Genomic DNA, 18049 nt, shown 5'->3' with positions numbered 1-18049 from the left:
CGCGCTAGCCGCCCCAGGCCATGGATGGCCGTTGGCGGCGTGCCCACGGAGCGTCGCCGGAGTGAGGGAACCCGACGCAGGAGGGCCAAACCAGGAGCAAATGGTTTTGGTTACTTTTCCCGAAAGAAAAGTGACCCGCCGTAAGGGCGGAACCATAACAACAGCACATACAAATAACGGATATACACACGATCCGAGGTGGGTCAGCTAGACCGCAATCGCAGCCTCGCACGGGCTCGTCAGCTCCTATATGGATCGCGTGATCAGCGTGATCAGCGTAATAGGCGTGATCCGCGTGATCCGCGTGATCACCGCGCGCTTCACTCAACCCCAACAAAAAACCACTAATCATCCGGCCCCCTCAATCGTCTTGTAGAGAAGACCGCGCCACCGCGGCCCCACCACAACACGAGGGACACCCCATGAGCATCGACAGCGAAAACACCCAGTTCCGGGTCGTGATCAACCACGAAGAGCAGTACTCCCTCTGGCCCGACTACAAAGCCATCCCCGACGGCTGGAAAAGCGTCGGCATCGAAGGCAACAAACAGACCTGCCTGGACTACATCGAAGCCACCTGGACCGACATGCGCCCCCTGAGCCTGCGCAAGGCCATGGCCTGAATCGTCACCCACCGGAGCACCTTGCTGATGAACATGAGCAAGCTCACCCCGCAACCCCTGCACCTTGAAGACGGCTTCCCGCTGCGCGTCTACCCCGGCCAAGCCGGGGCGTCCATCGAAGCCGAGTTCGCCGCCCTGCGCGCCATCGTGGATGAACGCCTGGAACAGGACGGCGCCGTGCTGTTCAGCGGCTTCGCCACCGACGGCGCCGACGGTTTCCAGCGGTTTGCCTCAGCCTTCGGCCATCCGCTGCTCAACTACGAATTCGGCTCAACGCCCCGTACCCGGGTCACCGGCAAGGGCGTCTACACCTCCACCGAATACCCGGCCAACCGCTCCATCCCGCTGCACAACGAACAGGCCTACACCCAGGAATGGCCGATGCGCATCTGGTTCTACTGCGCCAAGGCCGCCGCGGTCGGCGGCGAGACCCCGATTGCCGACAGCCGCGAAGTGTTTCGCCGGATCAACCCGGCCCTGCGCAAGCGCTTTGAAGAAAAGCGTCTGATGTACGTGCGCAATTACGGCAACGGCCTGGACCTGACCTGGCAGCAGGTGTTCAACACCGAGCAGCGCCAAGCGGTCGAGGCGTATTGCCGGCCGCGTGGCATTCGCTGCGACTGGAACGAAGACGGCGACCTGCGCACCCGGCAGATCTGCCAGGGCGTGGCGCAGCATCCGCGCACCCGGGACTGGGTCTGGTTCAACCAGGCGCACCTGTTTCATTTGTCCAATCTGGACCTGGAGATGCAGGAAATCCTCCTCGACACCGTCGGCGAAGAAGGCCTGCCGCGTAACGTCTATTACGGCGACGGCAGCCCACTGGAAGACGACGTGCTGAGGGAAATCCGCAGCGTGCTCGACGCCTGCGAAGTGGTGTTTCCCTGGCAGACCGGCGACGTCCTGATGCTCGACAACATGCTCACCGCCCACTCGCGCAAGCCCTTCAGTGGCGAACGCAAGGTCGTGGTGGCGATGGCCGAAGGCGTCGATGGACGCACGCTTCACCCCCACTCATGAGTCTGAACACCATGCCCAAAACCAAGCTCGTCTACGTCTGGTCGCTGCGCAACGGCGCGGCGGACAAAGCCGGTCAGTACGTCGATTATCAAAACCAACAGCGCTACATGAAGTCGCCGCTGGAGCATCTGGTGCAGGCGCTCAACGACACGCCGCTGGGGGATATCTACTCGCTGGAAGGCGTGATCTGCGACGACAACCTCGATTCACCCCGGGACCGGGACAACCTCAAGGACTATGGCTTTGCGCCAGGGCAGGGCAGGCATTGGTTCTACCCGGCGGACCTGCGGGTGCAGGGGCGGCGGGTCAATGATTTGCTGGACAGCGTGCCGTCGAGCTATCGCGCCCTGCCGTTGGGGGACAGTGCCCGGGCGGCCGGCAAGTCCGATTTCGAACGCCGTCTGGGCGCGAAACTGCACGCCTTGAACGCGGACGTGGTGGTGCTGGACGGCCTGCTGGTGATCCTCGACGAGCTGGTGCGCGAGGGGGCGGACTTCCACCGCAAGATCGTCAACATCCATCCCGGCATCACGCGCCTGGAATCACCCTACGAACGGCGCGGCGCCTACGCCACCCTTGACGCGCTGTACGGCGCCCAGGGCAAGAAGGTGATCGACTGGCACACCCGTGAAACCGTTGACATCCCGGTGGTCGACATGACCGGTGCCTCGTTCCATTACGTGGACAACGGCATCGATTCCGGTGAAGTGATTTTCGACGTGCTGGACACCCCGATTGCCCCCACCGACACGATCCTCGAGATGCGCTGGAACAACTTCAACAACAGCCTGTTCCCCGCACTGGAGCAAGGCCTGATGGTGCTGGCCCGGCGAGGCGTTCATTAAGATGAAGGAAAGGCGCAGGGGTACGACCGGTTGATCCCCGCGCTGGCGCCGTTGTTCGTCGGTGAGTTCGCCGAGTACCGCAACGTCCTGACGCTCAAGGATGATCCCCGCCCGTCGCTGCCGCTGACCACCTTGCTCACCGCCGAGTGCTTCGATGTGCAACTGGCGCGTTTCGCCCGGCAGTACGGCGGCGGTGACCGGCGCGGGCTCGCGTCCATGTGGTCCAAGTATTACTTCATTCGGCTGATTCCGCCGGTGGTGGCGGCGTCGCTCATTCTTGATTGGCATGTACCGCTGGAGCCGGACCACATCGACGTCGTGCTCGACGAAAACGCCCTGCCTCAGGCGTTCAAACTGCCGCACCCCGGTCAGCGTCGACACAGCGTTTCGGGCGAACCCTTCGCCCGATTCGACGGCCTGATCGAAGGGCATCTGCGGCCCTTGATCAACACACTCGCCAGCCACGTGCGGGTGTCGCCCAAAGTGCTGTGGAGCAATGCCGGCAACTACTTCGAATGGCTGCTCGGCGTACTCGCCAAGGCCATGCCGAAGGCAGACCTGTCCGACGGTCATGCCTTGATCGCCGCGACCCACACCCCTGACGGTCGACGTAATCCGCTGTTCCAGCCCGTGCGTTATATAGAAGCGGACGGGCAGGAGGAACCGAGGCGCGAGCGCCGGGTGTGTTGTGTGCGTTATCTGGTGGGTGGTTTGGCGTGCTGCGGGAATTGCCCGCTGATTACCACTGGCAAGGGGCGGAGCGACGGGTATGAAATGTCGCCAGTACCTGCAGGTGACCGTTCCTGACGCGATACGGGATGACGCAGGAACCTTTAGTAACGATCCATTCTCGCGTACCGATGACTCGGCCTTCGCGACCGATGGAAGGGAACAAGGACAGTCGCTCCACGCCAGTGAAGATCGTCTCTGAAATCGTGCGGCTGCCGTTGGATTGTCTTGCGAGATACGGGTGGTGACGGCCCTGAGGTCGCTCAGGGCATCAACCGACCACTCAACCCGCATGCCGGGTCCAATCCATGTTCCTCAATGCCGCCACCTCCTCTTCGGTGGCAAATTCCCCGGCATCCGCCTGCTCAATGCCTTTGTTTATCCTGGCGACCTGCCAGGTTTCCCGCTCGACGTATTCGCGCAACGCATCAATGGCCAGGCACGACTTGCTTCTGCCGGTGGCCGTAGCGAGATCAGCCAAAGCGGCGGCAAGGTCGTCGGGTAAGCGCAATGACATCGTCGGCATGCAGGGATCTCCGTTTGCGATGCGTGTAATGCGCGGTACTACAACGTTATGCGTTGATGTGTGCAAGGGAGACTCCTGAGCGTTGGGAGATGGCTGATCAATGCTGCGAATCCTAACGGCGTATCTAATGGTGTGCAGTTGCTCAACGCCGTTTCGTCAGGACGGCTATGTCTGGCAGTGATGTAGGACGCCCGAAACTTTATTGAACTAAACCGAAAAGCCGGCATCACGTTGCCAGCATTTAGTTTCAAGATATGTGATCTAGAGCCGATACCCCTGAAAACCACAATGATCAGGAGGGCATTTTTCTCATGAAGTTGACCGTCAAAAGCAAGCTACTGTGTTTGGCCATCATTCCCGCGCTGCTGTTTGCGCTGATTATCAGCGGGCTGGCGTCGTGGATGCTGCAACGCAGTGCTGATCAGGAAATGCGTGAAACCCGTGACAGCCTGGTCCAGCGCAACCGCGCGGTCCTGAAAAGCTACGTGGACATCGCGCTCACCACCATCAAACCCCTGCACGATGCGTCGGCGAACGGCGACATGGCCGCTCGCGACCAGGCGTTGGCGCTTTTGAAGCCGGTGAAATTCGGCGACGACGGTTACTTCTTCGGCTACGACGGCAAGGGCGTGCGGGTGTTCCGTGGCGACAGCACTGCCGGCGTCGGCAAGAGCTTCTGGGACACCAAGGACCCGGACGGCACGTTCCACTACCAGACCTTTATCGAGGTCGCGAAAAACGGCAAGCATTACGTCGACTACGCCGCGCCGAAACCGGGTGAGGAGAGCGTGCAGGTGCCGAAACTGGGTTACACCGTTTACCTGGAGAAATGGGACCTGGCGCTGGGCAGCGCGATCAACATGGACGACATCGACGCGGCCATGGCACTGGAGCAGGCCACGGTCACCGCGCGCACCCGGGACATTCTGGGCAGTATCTTCCTGGCTACTCTGGTCTTGCTCCTCGTGACCGCCGCGGCCGGTGTCTGGACTGCCAATGGCATTGTGCGGCCGTTGCGTGTGCTCAAGACCAACCTGGATGACATCGCCGCCGGCGAGGGTGATCTGACCCACCGTCTGGCGATCACCAGCCACGATGAGCTGGGTGATCTGGCCGCATCGTTCAACCGCTTCATCGACAAGATCCACACCATGGTCCGTCAGGTGGCGCAGATGACCACCGACCTCGACGGTCTGGTGGAGCAGGCCACGCAGCAGACCCAACGTTCCGAGCAGGCGATGCAGCGTCAGCGCAACGAGACCGATCAGGTGGCGACCGCCATCAACGAAATGTCGTCCGCCGCCCAGGAAGTGGCCATGAGCGCCCAGCGTGCCGCCGAAGCCGCCTCCGAGACCGACCTGCAAGGCCACGCCGCACGCAAAGTGGTGGGCAGCAACATTCAGGGCATGAGCGCCCTGGTGTCGGATATCCGCCTGAGCGGCACCAGCCTGGACAACCTGCAGCAGGACGTGCGTTCCATCGTGTCGGTGCTGGACGTGATTCGCTCCATCGCCGAACAGACCAACCTGCTGGCCCTCAACGCTGCCATCGAAGCGGCCCGTGCCGGTGAAGCCGGTCGCGGGTTTGCGGTGGTGGCCGATGAAGTCCGCGCATTGGCCAGCCGCACCCAGACCAGCACCCAGGAAATCCAGGGCATGATCACCCGCCTTGAAGCCGGCACCACGGCCTCGGTCGCGGCCATGCGCCGTTCCACCGAAGCAGGCGAGGGCGCCAACAAGCAGACCAACGAAGTCGGCGTGTCGCTGGACTCCATCTCTGGCCTGATCGGTACCATCAACGCGATGAACGCACAGATCGCCAGCGCTGCGGAAGAGCAGACCTCGGTGGCCGAAGAAATCAACCGCAGCGTGCACCAGATCGCCGGCGCGGTGGAAAGCCTGGCCGACGAAACCGAGCAAAGCGCGCGCACCATGCGCGAGGTGTCGTCCCTGGGTACCAACCTCAGCCAGTTGGTCCGTCAATTCAAAATCTGATGAATCGTTTCAGCCTTTACACGCCTGGAAACAGGCAGCGGAACCTGCTTTAGTAACGCCCGTTTGCTTAGCTTGATCATGATTAGGCAGCGATCTAATAGCCGCGCCAGGCGCGGCAAACAATAAGAAAGACAGAAAAAAAAGAAGCACACCGTGTATAGACCCAGGAGTGAGTAAACGATGTCTGATGACGATACTTCCCCAGGGCGCCGCGATTTTCTACGCAAGTCGCTGACGCTGATTCCCGTTGTAACCCTGGCCAGTGCCGGCCTTCCCACCGCTACCTTCGCCCAGACCCCGGCGAGCGACGCCCAGCAAGGCGCGCAACCTTCCAGCAAGACCGATGACTACAAACCGACGTTTTTCACCCCCGAAGAGTGGGCGTTCGTGTTTGCCGCCTGCGACCGTTTGATCCCGTCCGATCACGTCGGGCCCGGCGCCATGGAGCTGGGCGTGCCGGAGTTTCTCGACCGCCACATGCAGACTCCCTACGCCAACGGCGGCATCTGGTACATGCAGGGCCCGTTTCTCGATGCAGCGCCCGAGTTCGGTTACCAGGGCCGCCTGACCCTGCGCGAGCTGCTGCGGGTCGGCATCAAGGCGTTTGACGCCAGCTGCAAAAAGAGCTTCTCCGGCAAGACCTTTGCCCAGCTCACGACGGCGCAGCAGGAAGACCTGCTCAAGTCCGCCGAGAGCGGCAAGCTGGTGATGGAGGAGGTGTCGTCGAAGCTGTTCTTCACCAACCTGCTCTCCGAAGTACGCAACGGCTACTTCGCTGACCCTTCACACGGCGGCAACAAGAACATGGGCGCGTGGAAGATGATCGGTTATCCCGGCATGCGCGCCGATTACATGGACTGGATCACGGTGCGGGACAAGCCGTATCCGTTGCCCCCGGTCGATCTGGCCGGACGGAGGGGTTGAGCATGGCGAACGTTAAACCGAAAGTAGACGCTGTCATTGTCGGCATGGGTTGGACCGGCGCCATCATGGCCAAGGAACTCACCGACGCAGGCCTGCACGTTGTTGTGCTGGAGCGGGGTGCCGACCGCGACACCCAACCCGATTTCGCTTACCCCAAAGTGGTCGATGAGCTGGAAGGCTCGGTGCACCGTCGCTACCTGCAAAGCCTGTCGCAGGAAACGGTCACCGTGCGCCACAACCTGACGTCCACCGCCGTGCCGTATCGGCAGATGGGCTCGTTCAAGCCGGGCACCGGTGTGGGCGGCGCGGGCAGTCACTGGTCCGGTTGCCACTTCCGCGCGCTGCCCGAAGACCTGAAGCTGCGCAGCAATGTCGAGCAGCGCTACGGCGCCAAGTTCATCCCCGCCGACATGACGATCCAGGATTTCCCGGTCACGTACGAGGAGCTGGAACCGCACTTCGATCACTTCGAATACGTCTGCGGCACGTCCGGCAAGGCCGGTGTGATTCAAGGCGCCACCCAGGCCGGCGGCAACCCGTTCGAAGGCTCGCGTTCGCGGGAATTCCCGTTGGGCCCCAACCCCAATTACCTCGGCGCCGAGATGTTCTACAAAGGCGCCCGGGAGATGGGCTGGAACCCGTATCCGATCCCTGCTTCCAACGCCTCGGCACCCTACGTCAACCCCTACGGTTGCCAGATGGGCCCGTGCAACGCCTGTGGTTTCTGCAGCGATTACGGTTGCCTGAACTACTCCAAGGCCAGCCCCAACATCAGCATTCTGCCGGTGCTGCGCACGCGCAAGAACTTCGAGATGCGCACCAACTCGCAGGTGCTTAAAGTAAACCTTGACAGCGATGGCAAGAAGGCCACCGGCGTGACGTACCTGGATGCTCAGGGCCGTGAAGTCGAGCAGCAGGCGGACCTTGTCCTGCTGTGCGCGTTCTCGCTGTTCAACGTGCACTTGATGCTGCTGTCCGGCATCGGCAAGCCGTATGACCCGGAGACCAACGAAGGCACCATCGGCCGCAATTACTCGTACCAGAACCTTAACCGCGTGGTGCTGTTTTTCGGCAAGGAAGTGCAGGCCAACCAGTTCATCGGGATCGGTGGCGCGGGCACGACCATGGACAACCTCAACGGCAACCAGCTGGACAACGCCAAGGCCGGTTTTGTCGGCGGCGGCGTCATCTGGGCGCGCCAACCCGGCGCCGGGCCGGTGCGCGGCGTCAACGTGCCACCGGGCACGCCGAACTGGGGCACCCAGTGGAAACAGGCGGCGAGCGATGCGTTCCGTCACTCGTTCTACTTCGAAGTGCAAGGCGCGTGCATGTCGTACCGTCAGCATTATCTGAGCCTGGACCCGACCTACAAGGACGGCTTCGGTCGGCCCCTGTTGCGCATGAACTTCGACTGGCACGACAACGAGATCAAGGCCTCGCAGTTCCTGGTGGGCAAGGCGCTGGAGATGTCGAAAATCCTCAACCCGACGGCGATGGCGGGCGACGCCAAGAAACCGGGCGAGCATTACAACATCACCAAGTACCAGAGCACTCACACCTGCGGCGGCGCGATCATGGGCAGCGACCCGAAAACCTCGGCGCTGAACCGTTACCTGCAATCGTGGGACGTGCACAACGTGTTCGCCATCGGGGCCAACGCGTTCCCGCAAAACAACGGCTATAACCCGACCGGGATGGTGGGCGCGCTGGCGTATTGGTCGGCAACGGCCATTCGCGAGCAGTACCTGAAAAACCCCGGCCCGCTGGTTCAGGCATAAGGAGAGCGACCCATGAAAAAGTTTCTCTTGAGCCTGGTTGCACTGGGCGTTGTGGTCCTGGTCGTGTTGCTGGCCGTTGCGTTCTGGCCGACCCACACCCGGGCGTTGCAGGCCGCACCGGAGGCCGAGCAGGCCGCGTTGATCGAAAAAGGCCGTTACCTGGCAGACGCCGGCGATTGCACGGCTTGCCACACCGCCAAGGGCGGCAAACCGTTCGCGGGCGGTCTGCCGATTGCCTCGCCCATCGGCACGCTCTACAGCAGCAACATCACGCCGGACAAAGCGTCGGGCATCGGCGGTTACTCGCTGGATGACTTCGACCGGGCCATCCGTCATGGCATCGCTGCCAATGGCGACAGCCTGTACCCGGCCATGCCGTATCCGGCCTACGCCAAGGTCAGCGATGACGACATGCGGGCGCTGTACGCGTACTTCATGCACGGCGTCGAGCCGGTGGGTGTGATCAACCGCGTCAATGACGTGCCGTGGCCGTTGTCCATGCGCTGGCCGTTGGCAATCTGGCGCAAGACCTTCGCGCCGGACCCGGATGCCGTGGCGTTCAAAGCCGATGGCTACAAGGACGCCGAGGTCGCGCGCGGTGCGTATCTGGTGCAGGGCCTGGGCCACTGCGGCAGCTGCCACACCCCACGGGCCTTGACCTTGCAGGAAAAGGCGCTGGACGAGTCGAGCCCGATCTACCTGTCCGGTGGGCCGGTGATCGACGGCTGGCTGGCGGTCAACCTGCGCGGTAATCCGGCGGACGGCCTGGGCGCCTGGAGCAAGGACGACATCCTCGATACCTTGCGCAGTGCGCGCAGTGCGACCCATGCGGTATTGGGCGGGGCCATGGGCGATGTGGTGGTGCACAGCACGCAGCACCTCAACGATGGCGACCTCCAGGCCGTGGCGGCGTACCTGAAAACCTTGCCGGCCAGCGAGCGTCAGGTGTCGAGCTTCAAGGCTGATCCCGCCACGGCGAAAGCCCTGGCCAACGGTCAGGAAGGCAGTCGCGGTGCCGAGCTGTATGTCGACAACTGCTCGGCCTGCCACCGCACCGACGGTCAGGGCTACCAGCGGGTGTTCCCGAAGATCGCCGGCAACTCGTCGGTGCTGTCGGAAGACCCGGTGTCGATGATTCGTCTGGTGTTGGCCGGCAGCAAGTTGCCGGCAACCGCCACCGCACCGTCGGAACTGGGCATGCCCGGTTTCGCCTGGCGGATGTCGGATGAAGAAGTGGCGCAACTGCTGACCTTCGTGCGCAGCAGTTGGGGCAACCAGGCGCCGGCGGTGAAGGCCGATCAGGTGAAGGCACTGCGGGCGACCTTGCCGCAGGAATCACCGGCGGTGTCGCGTACCGATATCGCCAAGCCATGATGTAGGCCTTTGTAGGAGCGCGCTTGCCCGCGATAGCGTTGTGTCAGACTACCCCGTTGTCGCAGACACACCGCCATCGCGGGCAAGCGCGCTCCTACAGGTTTTCGATTACCCCTGCACAACCATTTGCTCCTGCACCCCCAACCCCTCAACCCCCAACCGCATGCGCTGACCCGCGCGCAGATAAACCGGCTCAGGCTTGACCCCCATTCCCACGCCTGGCGGGGTACCGGTGGAAATCACGTCGCCCGGTTGCAGGCTCATGAACTGGCTGAGGTAACTCACCAGCTTCGGGATCTGGAAAATCATGGTGCGGGTGTTGCCGTTCTGATAGCGCTTGCCGTCCACTTCCAGCCACAGATCGAGCTGGTGCGGATCGGCGATCTCATCCTGGGTCACCAGCCACGGGCCCAGCGGTCCGAAGGTGTCGCAGCCCTTGCCCTTGTCCCATGTGCCGCCGCGTTCCATCTGGAATTCACGCTCGGACACGTCGTTGATCACGCAATACCCTGCCACGTGATGCATGGCGTCTTTCTCCTCGATGTACCGCCCACCCAGACCGATCACCACCCCCAGCTCCACCTCCCAGTCGGCCTTCGTCGAGTGACGCGGAATCTCGACGTTGTCGTTGGGGCCAATGATGCTGCTGGTCCATTTGTTGAAAATGATCGGTTCTTTGGGGATGTCGGAGCCGGTTTCGGCGGCGTGGTCGGCGTAGTTCAGACCGATGCCGATGAGCTTGCCCACGTTCGCGACGCACGGTCCCAGACGCGGATTGCCCTCGATCAGCGGCAGTGATTCAGGGTCCAGCGCCTTGAGGGTGTCGAGGCTGGCAGGGCTGAGGAAGGCGCCGGACAGATCGGCAATGTACCCGGACAGATCGCGAATCCCGCCGGTACTGTCGAGCAGGGCGGGCCGTTCCTGGCCTTTTTCGCCGTAACGCAGAAGCTTCATGGGGTGTCCTCGTAGGAATCGGCTTGAACCTGTAGGAGCTGACGAGCCGCCGAAGGCTGCGATGCAATTTACCTGACAAACCGCAATCGCAGCCTTCGGCAGCTCGTCAGCTCCTACAAGACGGAGTTGCTCCGACCCATATTACCCATCCGTCGACCGCGTCAGTGCTTCCCACTGGTCAATTTCCGCATTCAACTGCGCCAGCTTCTCACGCACCAGCTTCAGTGCGTCACTGCCGAGCAACAGGTGCGCGGGCGGGTTGTCGCTGGCGATCAGCTGCAAGATGGCCTGCGCCGCTTTGACCGGGTCACCCAACTGCTTGCCGCTTTTCTCTTCCCGCGCCTGGCGAATGGGGTCAAACAGCGCGTCGTAATCGGCAATCTGCCGGGGCGAGCGCTGCATGGAACGACCGGCCCAATCGGTGCGGAACGAGCCTGGCGCCACGGCGGTGACGAACACGCCAAAGGGTTTGAGCTCCTTGCTCAGGGTCTCGGAAATACCTTCCAGCGCGAACTTGCTGCCGCAATAGTAGGCGATGCCGGGCATTGTCAGGTGGCCCCCCATGGAGGTGATGTTGATGATGTGTCCGCGTCGGCGCTGGCGGAACAGCGGCACGAAGGCCTTGGTGACGGCCACGGCGCCGAACACGTTGACGTCGAACTGGCGACGCATCGCTTCAAGGGGCGATTCTTCGAACACCCCCTCATGGCCATAACCGGCATTGTTGACCAACACATCCACCGGGCCAAACGCCTGGTCGGCCTGGCTGATGGCCGCGTCGATGGCCGCAAAATCGGTGACGTCCAGCAACACGCCGTGGGCGTCGGACGATTGCGCCTCGAAGGCCTGCAGCGCCTCGGCGTCACGCAGGGTGCCGATCACGCAATGCCCGGCCGCCAGCGCCTGTTGCGCCAGTGCCTGGCCGAAGCCGCTGCTGACGCCAGTGATAAACAGGGTTTTTTTCGTGCTCATGTCGAGTGCCTCGCTCAAGTCGGTGGCCTCATCTTTGCGTTGATGAGAGACATGCCCATGGTAGGAGCGGTGTACCGTCATGCGAAGGTGCAGAGCTCCCCCATGTTTGCCTATTCCTGCCATCGGGCTGGATTTTTCCGCGCCAGCGGCACAAGGTGTTCAAACCCACCTGACCGGCCCCTTGCCCATGACGACGCGTCATCCCATCCCCGATCAACGCCAGCAGCGCATCATTACACTGCTGGAAAAGCTGGCCCCGGACGAAGGCTACACCCTCACGGCGTTTCCCCACGTTCGGCTGCTGCGCTCGAACCGGCCGCTGGAACGGGCGCCGGTGCTGTACGACCCCGGTATCGTGATGGTCTGCCAGGGGCGGAAAATCGGGCATTGGGGTGACGAAACTTTTGTCTACGACGCCCAGCAATGCCTGGTGGTGTCGGTGCCGGTGCCGTTCACCATGGCCACTGATGCCAGTGCGGAAGAACCGTTGCTGGCGGTGTATTTTCATCTGGATTTTGTCCTGGCCGCCGAGTTGATCCTGCAGCTGGACGAACACCGTCCGCAGGCGACGGCCTTGCCTAAAGGTATGCACGCCTCGCCCATGGACGATGGCCTGAAAGACGCGCTGCTGCGTTTTCTTGAGGCGATGCATTCACCGCTGGAAGGCGCCATTCTCGGTCCGGGGTTGCTGCGGGAACTCTACTTCAGGATTCTGATGGGCGCGCAGGGCGGGTCACTGCGGGCCGCGCTGGAGGAACAGGGACGCTTCGGTCGGGTGTCCAAGGCGATCCGCAAGATCCACAGCAGTTTTGATCAGGCGCTGGACGTCGAGCGCCTGGCCGGCGAAGCCAACATGAGCGTCACGCGGTTTCACGCGCATTTCAAAGCCGTGACCCACACCTCGCCCATGCAGTACCTGAAGTCCACCCGCCTGCACCAGGCGCGGCTGTTGATGCTGCGCAACGGCATGACCGCGTCAGTGGCGTCCGCCGCGGTGGGCTACGAAAGCCCCTCGCAGTTCAGCCGGGAATTCAAAAGACTGTTCGGCCGCACGCCCACCGATGAAGTCGCGCGGTTGCAGGACTCGTTTGCGCTGCCAGCGCAGGTGAACTCGGCGTATGTGTCGTCGCATTAGGTCGAACGCGATTAATTGTAGGAGCGCGCTTGCCCGCGATTGCGTTGCGTCTGACAACGTTTCATTAACTGACAAACCGCTATCGCGGGCAGGCGCGCTACTACAGGGAGGAGGCGTGCACTCACGCCGTATTCTTCGTCACCAACCGCAACCCGCTCGCCACGCTGCCGACCGCCGCGAAGCACGCGCCGATGCTCAACGCCAGCACGGGCCCGTGCTCGCTGGAAATCCCGAAACTGAGCGCCACCAGTGCCGCCCCCGTGGCCTGACCGATCAGGCGGGCGGTGGCGATGGTGCCGCTGGCGCCACTGGCGCGGTTTTTCGGGGCGCTGGTCATCAGGGCCTTCTGATTCGGTGCCTGGAAGAAACCAAAGCCCAGGCCACACAGAATCATCCGCGCGCCGATATCCAGCACACTGGCGTCGGCCGGCATCAGCGCCAGGGACACCATCCCCGCGCACAGAATCGCCAGGCCGATCCCGCCCAGCAGCCCTGGCGCATACCGGTCCGACAGCCGTCCGGCGACGGGTGCGATCAGGGCGACGATCACCGACCACGGCGTCATCAGAAAACCGGTCTGCACCGGGTCGCGGCCCAGGTAGGTTTCCAGAAAGAACGGCAGCGAGACAAAGGCCAGGCCCTGAGTCGCAAACGCGCAGAACGCGGTCAGCGCCGACAGGGCGAACATCGGTAGTTTAAGCAGGTCCAGCGGGAACATTGGCGCCGGATGCCCGGCCTCGCGTTTGAGCATCAGCGCGCCGCCCACGACGAAGAAGGCCAGGGCGATCAGTACCGTGGTCAGCGAGCCCAGTTGCGCCGCCTCGCTCAGGGCGAAAATCAGCGCGCCGAAGGTGATGACGTTGAGCACGGCGGTGATGCGGTCGAAGGTCAGCGTGCCGGGCTTGGTTTTGGGCAGCGAGTTCCAGGCGAACACCAGGGCAAAGACGCCTATGGGCAGGTTGATCGCGAACAGCCACGGCCAGTTGGCCACCGACAGCACCAGTGACGCGATGGTGGGACCTGCGGCGAACGAGGTGCCCACCACCAGCGCGTTCAGGCCCAGCCCGCGTCCGAGGCGCTCGTGCGAAAAGATCGAACTGATCAGCGCCGCGTTCACGCTCATGATCGCGGCGGCGCCCAGGCCCTGGAACACCCGGGCGATGGTCAGGGTCGGCAGCGACCAGGCGAACGTGCACAACGCCGAGGACACCACAAACAAAATAAGCCCGCCGAGGTAGACCTTGCGGTGGCCGATCACACCGCCCAGCGCCGCCAGCGGCAGCAACGTCGCGACCGCCGCCAGTTGGTAGGCGTTGATGATCCACACGGACGCCGCCGGTGACGCATTCAGGTCAGCGGCAATGGCGGGCAGGGCGGTGTTGGCAATGGCGGTGTCGAGGGTGGCCAGGGCGATGGACAGCAGAATCGCGACCATGCCGCGAAATTCCAGTGGCGTGAGCTTGGTGCTCGCGCGCGGCAAATCATTGCTGGGTTGAACCATGACCGACAACGCTCCGGGACAAGGCGTTCGAGAAAGACCTGCGGACGCAGACGAGGGCCTGATCGTGCCGGTTAATTAGGGTGCTATGCAATCGTTAAATACAGCGGTTTTACGCATTGTCTGTAGGAGCGGACTTGTTCGCGAAGCGTCATGTCAGACACACCGCGCTGCCTAAAGCCCTGTAGGAGCGCGCTTGCCCGCGATTGCGGTATGCCTGTGCCATAAGGGTCGCCGGATCCACCGTCATCGCGGGCAAGCGCGCTCCTACAAGTTAGATCAGCCCCCTTGGGTATCCACATCCGCGTCGGTTTCACCGGTCTGATTGTGCTCGCTGGTCTTGTCCGCAGACTCAGCTTCCTCGGGTTCGAAGTCCGGGGTGTAGCTGTTGTCGGTGGACGTCGCGCCGCTGTTGTCCTGGGACTGGTTGCCTTTGGCGGGGTTGTCCTGCGCCGGCACCTGGGTCTGGGCACTGCCGCCCTGGGACTGATCCTGTCCCATGCCGTTGTCTGGCGTGTCGGGGTCAATCGCCGGGTCGTTGCGTTCGGTGGTATTCGGGTTTTCCTGGATAGCCATATGCACCTCTTCTGTCATGCCCTGTTCGCAGGGCTTACTGGGTTCGAGAGCAATAAAGGCCAGGCGTTCGATCAATGTGCTCATCGGTTGATCACCGGCCAGCAATCAGAGAGAAGGGTGCGCGCCAGTGACCGGCATCCGGCTGCCCAGGCGATAGCGGGACGAAGGATGAACCAGCCGCACATAGGTGACGATCTTGCCGCTGTGCCAGGTGCGACGCATCAACACCAGGCAGGGCTCGTCGGCGTCGATCTGCAAATGGCGGCGCTCATCGCTGTTGGGATGGCTGGCCTCGACGATGTGTTCCATTTCGTCCGGGCGAATGATGTGCAGCAGGTAGCTGGCCGATTGCAGGTCATCGCCGAACGTCTGTTCGAGGAACGCTGGCGCCATCTCCGGGTTGACGTAACGGTCCTCCAGTTGCACCGCCACGTTTTCTTCGTAATGCACGCACAACAGATGAAACACCGAGGCGCCAGTGGGCAGGGCCAGCGCCGAGGCAATCGGCATCGACGCCGCCTCGCGCCCGAACTGGAGGACCTCGCAGCGGTAGCGATGGCCCCGGGCGATGACTTCGTCGGCGATGTTGGTGATGCGCAGCAGGTTCGATTGCGGCTTGCTTTCGGCGACAAAGGTGCCGACCCCGGACACCCGCAGCAGCCGGCCTTCTTCGGTCAGCTCACGCAGCGCGCGGTTGACCGTCATGCGCGACATGCCCAGCTCCAGCACCAGGCGGTTTTCCGACGGGATCAGGTCGCCGGCCTTCCATTCGCCGGCCACCAGCTTGCGCTGCACGTAATCCTTGGCCTGACGGTACAGGGCTTGCGGTGCAGGCTTGTCCATCAGCATCGCCCGCGCCTTGGCGCGCTCATGCCTGGCTGGCCTCTTTGCTGTCCTGCCAGAACGCATTGCGGTCCAGGTAGTTCTGCAGAAACTGCTGCAAACGGGGTTGCTCGGCGTTGTGAAAGATCTGCTGCGGCGTACCGCGTGCCGCCACTTCGCCCTGATCGAGAAAGACCACCGAATCGGCCACCTGCGCCGCAAAGCCCATTTCGTGTGTCACCACCACCATGGTCATGCCTTCTTTGGCCAGGGCCTTCATCACCTGCAGCACTTCGCCCACCAGCTCCGGGTCCAGCGCCGAGGTCGGTTCGTCGAACAGCATGATGTGCGGCTCCATCGCCAGCGCCCGGGCAATGGCCACGCGCTGTTGCTGACCGCCGGACAACTGCGCCGGGTAGGCATCGGCCTTGCGCGCCAGGCCAACCTTGTCCAGCATCGCCATGCCCCGGGCCTTGGCGTCACTGGCCGACAGTTTGCGCACCTGACGCAACGCTTCACAGACATTGCCAAGCGCCGTCATGTGCGGCCACAGGTTGAACTGCTGGAAGACCATTCCCACGTTGCGCCGGGCCTGATTGATCTGCGACTGCGGGGCGCGCTTGCGGCCCTTGTCGGTATCGATCCAGCCCAGCAACTGGCCTTCGATGTGGATCGTGCCTTCGTCGTACTCTTCAAGAAACGCCATGCTGCGCAGCAACGTGCTTTTGCCCGAGCCGGACGGGCCGATCAGGCACACCACTTCAGAGCGCTGCACGGTCATGTCGATGCCCTTGAGCACGCGCAGGGCGCCGAAGCTTTTGCCGACCTTGTTCAGCGTCAGGATGGGCGTCGCCTCGCCGGGGAGGGCTGCGGAAGTCGTCATGCTTTCACCTTGTTTCGGGCGCGTGGCATCGCAGACCGCGCCGCTGGGAATTAGGAAACTGTTCATCGTGGCTGCTTGTTCATGAAGCGGCCGACCCGGACCTCCAGCAGCATGCCCAGCCGCGAGCAGCACTCCACCAGAATCAGATAACCGATGCACAGCATCAGCAGGGTTTCGACGAACGCGAAGGTTTCGGAGCCGATGCCGGTCAGGACCATGGTCAGCTCGGGGATGGTGATGATCGACAGCACGGCGGTTTCCTTGCACAGCACGGTGATCATGTTGATCAGCGCCGGCAGGATAATCACCAGCATCTGCGGCACCTGAATGCGCAGGATGCACTGCATGCGGGTGATGCCCAGGCAATCGGCGGCCTCCAGCTGACCCCGGGCCACCGACTGGAAACCGCTGCGGAAGATCTCAGCGAAGTACACGCTGCCGTACACCCCCAGGCCAAGGATGCCGGCGGGGATCGGGTCCAGGCTCAGGCCGAACGCCGGGCCGCCGTAATACACCAGAAACAGCTGCACCAGAAACGGCGTGCTGCGAATCAGCTCGATGAACACCCGCAGCGGCGCGCGAACGAAACCGTTGCCGAAGACCTGCGCCACGGCGATCAACATGCCCAGCGCCAGGCCAAGTACCACGCCGCTGCTCCAGGTGCCGAGTGTCACGAGGAACCCCGAGCCGATGTCCCCCCAATGGTCGGTGATGATTTTAGGGTCGAAGATCATGCGCTGTACTCCTTCATCCAACGCTCCAGCACCCCGCCGAAAATCGCCAGCGGGATGTTGATCAGGCAATAGAAGCCGGCCAGCATCAGGTAGTCCTGGACGAACATGTAGTCGCTGGCGGCGAGGTTCTGCGCGGTGCGCGTCAGGTCAGCCAGACCGACCACCGAGACCAGGGACGAGGCCTTGATCAGCAGGATCATTTCGTTGACCAGCGCCGGCAGCGTCAGGCGCACGGCCTGGGGCACGCGGATGCGCATCAGCATCTGGCCGGCACTCATGCCCAACAGACCGGCCGCTTCGAGCTGGCCGCCGGGAATGGCGAGGAAACCGCCGCGCATGATTTCAGCGGTGTAGGCACCGGCCGCCAGGGACAAACCGATGATCGCCGCCACGGTGGGCGAGACATTGGGCAGGCCGATACGCGGCAGGAAGTAATAGATGAACAGCAGTTGCACCAGCAGCGGAATGCCGCGAAACACGAAAATGTAAGCGCCACCCAGGCGTCGCAGCAGCGGGACCGGCGACAGCCGCAGGGCGCCGACGACAATGCCGATGACAAAGCCGATGGCCAGCGCGGCGATCGACACGCCCAGCGTCACCCACAGCGCGTCCAGCAACAGCGGCACGTTTTGTTGCAGCAAGGGCCAATCGAACATCGTGTG

At 62.8% G+C, this 18049-nt stretch carries 19 protein-coding genes; 9 read left to right on the top strand and 10 right to left on the bottom strand.

Annotated elements, in window-relative coordinates:
* Positions 1–422 precede the first annotated feature (422 nt).
* Genes ABQX22_RS25980 through fhuF form a run of 4 tightly spaced genes read left to right on the top strand, consistent with a single transcriptional unit; the run spans position 423 to position 3295 of the window.
* Positions 423–623 (top strand): MbtH family protein, encoded by a 201-nt coding sequence (locus ABQX22_RS25980; RefSeq protein ID WP_349802731.1) that lies wholly within the window; start codon positions 423–425, stop codon positions 621–623.
* A 27-nt stretch (positions 624–650) separates the two neighbouring features.
* Positions 651–1643 carry a TauD/TfdA family dioxygenase gene (locus tag ABQX22_RS25975; RefSeq protein WP_349802730.1) on the top strand — a complete coding sequence of 331 codons (993 nt, stop codon included), beginning with the start codon at positions 651–653 and terminating at the stop codon, positions 1641–1643.
* A gap of 11 nt (positions 1644–1654) precedes the next feature.
* Positions 1655–2488, top strand: coding sequence for a formyltransferase family protein (locus tag ABQX22_RS25970; protein WP_349802729.1), 834 nt, complete (start codon positions 1655–1657; stop codon positions 2486–2488).
* Between the two features lie 30 nt (positions 2489–2518).
* Positions 2519–3295: a siderophore-iron reductase FhuF gene (gene fhuF / locus ABQX22_RS25965; RefSeq protein WP_441005332.1), complete on the top strand. Its 777-nt coding sequence runs from the start codon at positions 2519–2521 to the stop codon at positions 3293–3295.
* Here the strand turns inward: fhuF and ABQX22_RS25960 are convergent.
* Both ABQX22_RS25960 and ABQX22_RS25955 read right to left on the bottom strand, forming a co-directional pair.
* Positions 3228–3398, bottom strand: coding sequence for a type II toxin-antitoxin system RelE/ParE family toxin (locus tag ABQX22_RS25960; protein ID WP_441005331.1), 171 nt, complete (start codon positions 3396–3398; stop codon positions 3228–3230). The genes fhuF and ABQX22_RS25960 overlap by 68 nt on opposite strands.
* Positions 3399–3500: 102 nt before the next feature.
* Positions 3501–3743: a CopG family ribbon-helix-helix protein gene (locus ABQX22_RS25955; protein ID WP_349802728.1), complete on the bottom strand. Its 243-nt coding sequence runs from the start codon at positions 3741–3743 to the stop codon at positions 3501–3503.
* A 311-nt stretch (positions 3744–4054) separates the two neighbouring features.
* Here ABQX22_RS25955 and ABQX22_RS25950 point away from each other — a divergent pair, with 311 nt between their 5' ends.
* The 4 genes from ABQX22_RS25950 to ABQX22_RS25935 all read left to right on the top strand — a co-directional run bounded on the left by ABQX22_RS25950 (position 4055) and on the right by ABQX22_RS25935 (position 9813).
* A complete protein-coding gene (locus ABQX22_RS25950) occupies positions 4055–5737 on the top strand; it encodes a methyl-accepting chemotaxis protein (RefSeq protein ID WP_349802727.1) in 1683 nt (560 codons plus the stop codon).
* 180 nt (positions 5738–5917) lie between these two features.
* Positions 5918–6661 (top strand): gluconate 2-dehydrogenase subunit 3 family protein, encoded by a 744-nt coding sequence (locus ABQX22_RS25945; RefSeq protein ID WP_349802726.1) that lies wholly within the window; start codon positions 5918–5920, stop codon positions 6659–6661.
* A gap of 2 nt (positions 6662–6663) precedes the next feature.
* Positions 6664–8439 carry a GMC family oxidoreductase gene (locus ABQX22_RS25940; protein WP_349802725.1) on the top strand — a complete coding sequence of 592 codons (1776 nt, stop codon included), beginning with the start codon at positions 6664–6666 and terminating at the stop codon, positions 8437–8439.
* 12 nt (positions 8440–8451) lie between these two features.
* Positions 8452–9813: a cytochrome c gene (locus ABQX22_RS25935; RefSeq protein ID WP_349802724.1), complete on the top strand. Its 1362-nt coding sequence runs from the start codon at positions 8452–8454 to the stop codon at positions 9811–9813.
* 108 nt (positions 9814–9921) lie between these two features.
* Here the strand turns inward: ABQX22_RS25935 and ABQX22_RS25930 are convergent, their stop codons facing one another.
* Both ABQX22_RS25930 and ABQX22_RS25925 read right to left on the bottom strand, forming a co-directional pair.
* A complete protein-coding gene (locus ABQX22_RS25930; RefSeq protein WP_349802723.1) occupies positions 9922–10767 on the bottom strand; it encodes a fumarylacetoacetate hydrolase family protein in 846 nt (281 codons plus the stop codon).
* 141 nt (positions 10768–10908) lie between these two features.
* The gene (locus ABQX22_RS25925; protein WP_349802722.1) at positions 10909–11739 is read right to left on the bottom strand and encodes an oxidoreductase; all 831 of its coding nucleotides are present in this window, start codon (positions 11737–11739) and stop codon (positions 10909–10911) included.
* A gap of 187 nt (positions 11740–11926) precedes the next feature.
* Between ABQX22_RS25925 and ABQX22_RS25920 the strand changes: the two genes are divergently transcribed.
* Positions 11927–12874, top strand: coding sequence for an AraC family transcriptional regulator (locus tag ABQX22_RS25920; protein ID WP_349802721.1), 948 nt, complete (start codon positions 11927–11929; stop codon positions 12872–12874).
* A gap of 121 nt (positions 12875–12995) precedes the next feature.
* Here ABQX22_RS25920 and ABQX22_RS25915 read toward each other — a convergent pair whose 3' ends face one another.
* The 6 genes from ABQX22_RS25915 to ABQX22_RS25890 all read right to left on the bottom strand — a co-directional run bounded on the left by ABQX22_RS25915 (position 12996) and on the right by ABQX22_RS25890 (position 18043).
* The gene (locus ABQX22_RS25915) at positions 12996–14375 is read right to left on the bottom strand and encodes an MFS transporter (protein WP_349802720.1); all 1380 of its coding nucleotides are present in this window, start codon (positions 14373–14375) and stop codon (positions 12996–12998) included.
* Positions 14376–14651: 276 nt separating this feature from the next.
* Positions 14652–15032, bottom strand: a complete 381-nt coding sequence (locus tag ABQX22_RS25910) for a hypothetical protein (protein ID WP_349802719.1) — start codon at positions 15030–15032, stop codon at positions 14652–14654.
* A gap of 21 nt (positions 15033–15053) precedes the next feature.
* Entirely contained in the window at positions 15054–15791 is a 738-nt protein-coding gene (gene hutC / locus ABQX22_RS25905) for a histidine utilization repressor (RefSeq protein WP_349802718.1), read from the bottom strand.
* Between the two features lie 25 nt (positions 15792–15816).
* Positions 15817–16653: an amino acid ABC transporter ATP-binding protein gene (locus ABQX22_RS25900; protein ID WP_349802717.1), complete on the bottom strand. Its 837-nt coding sequence runs from the start codon at positions 16651–16653 to the stop codon at positions 15817–15819.
* A gap of 62 nt (positions 16654–16715) precedes the next feature.
* Complete coding sequence (locus tag ABQX22_RS25895) at positions 16716–17387, bottom strand: amino acid ABC transporter permease (RefSeq protein ID WP_349802716.1); 672 nt, start codon at positions 17385–17387, stop codon at positions 16716–16718.
* Positions 17384–18043 carry an amino acid ABC transporter permease gene (locus ABQX22_RS25890; protein WP_349802715.1) on the bottom strand — a complete coding sequence of 220 codons (660 nt, stop codon included), beginning with the start codon at positions 18041–18043 and terminating at the stop codon, positions 17384–17386. Before ABQX22_RS25890 ends, ABQX22_RS25895 begins: the two co-directional genes overlap by 4 nt.
* Between the last annotated feature and the right edge of the window lie 6 nt (positions 18044–18049).

It is taken from the genome of Xanthomonas sp. WHRI 1810A, from assembly GCF_040202885.1.
Taxonomy (GTDB): domain Bacteria; phylum Pseudomonadota; class Gammaproteobacteria; order Pseudomonadales; family Pseudomonadaceae; genus Aquipseudomonas.
This window is presented reverse-complemented; position numbering and strand designations above follow the sequence as displayed.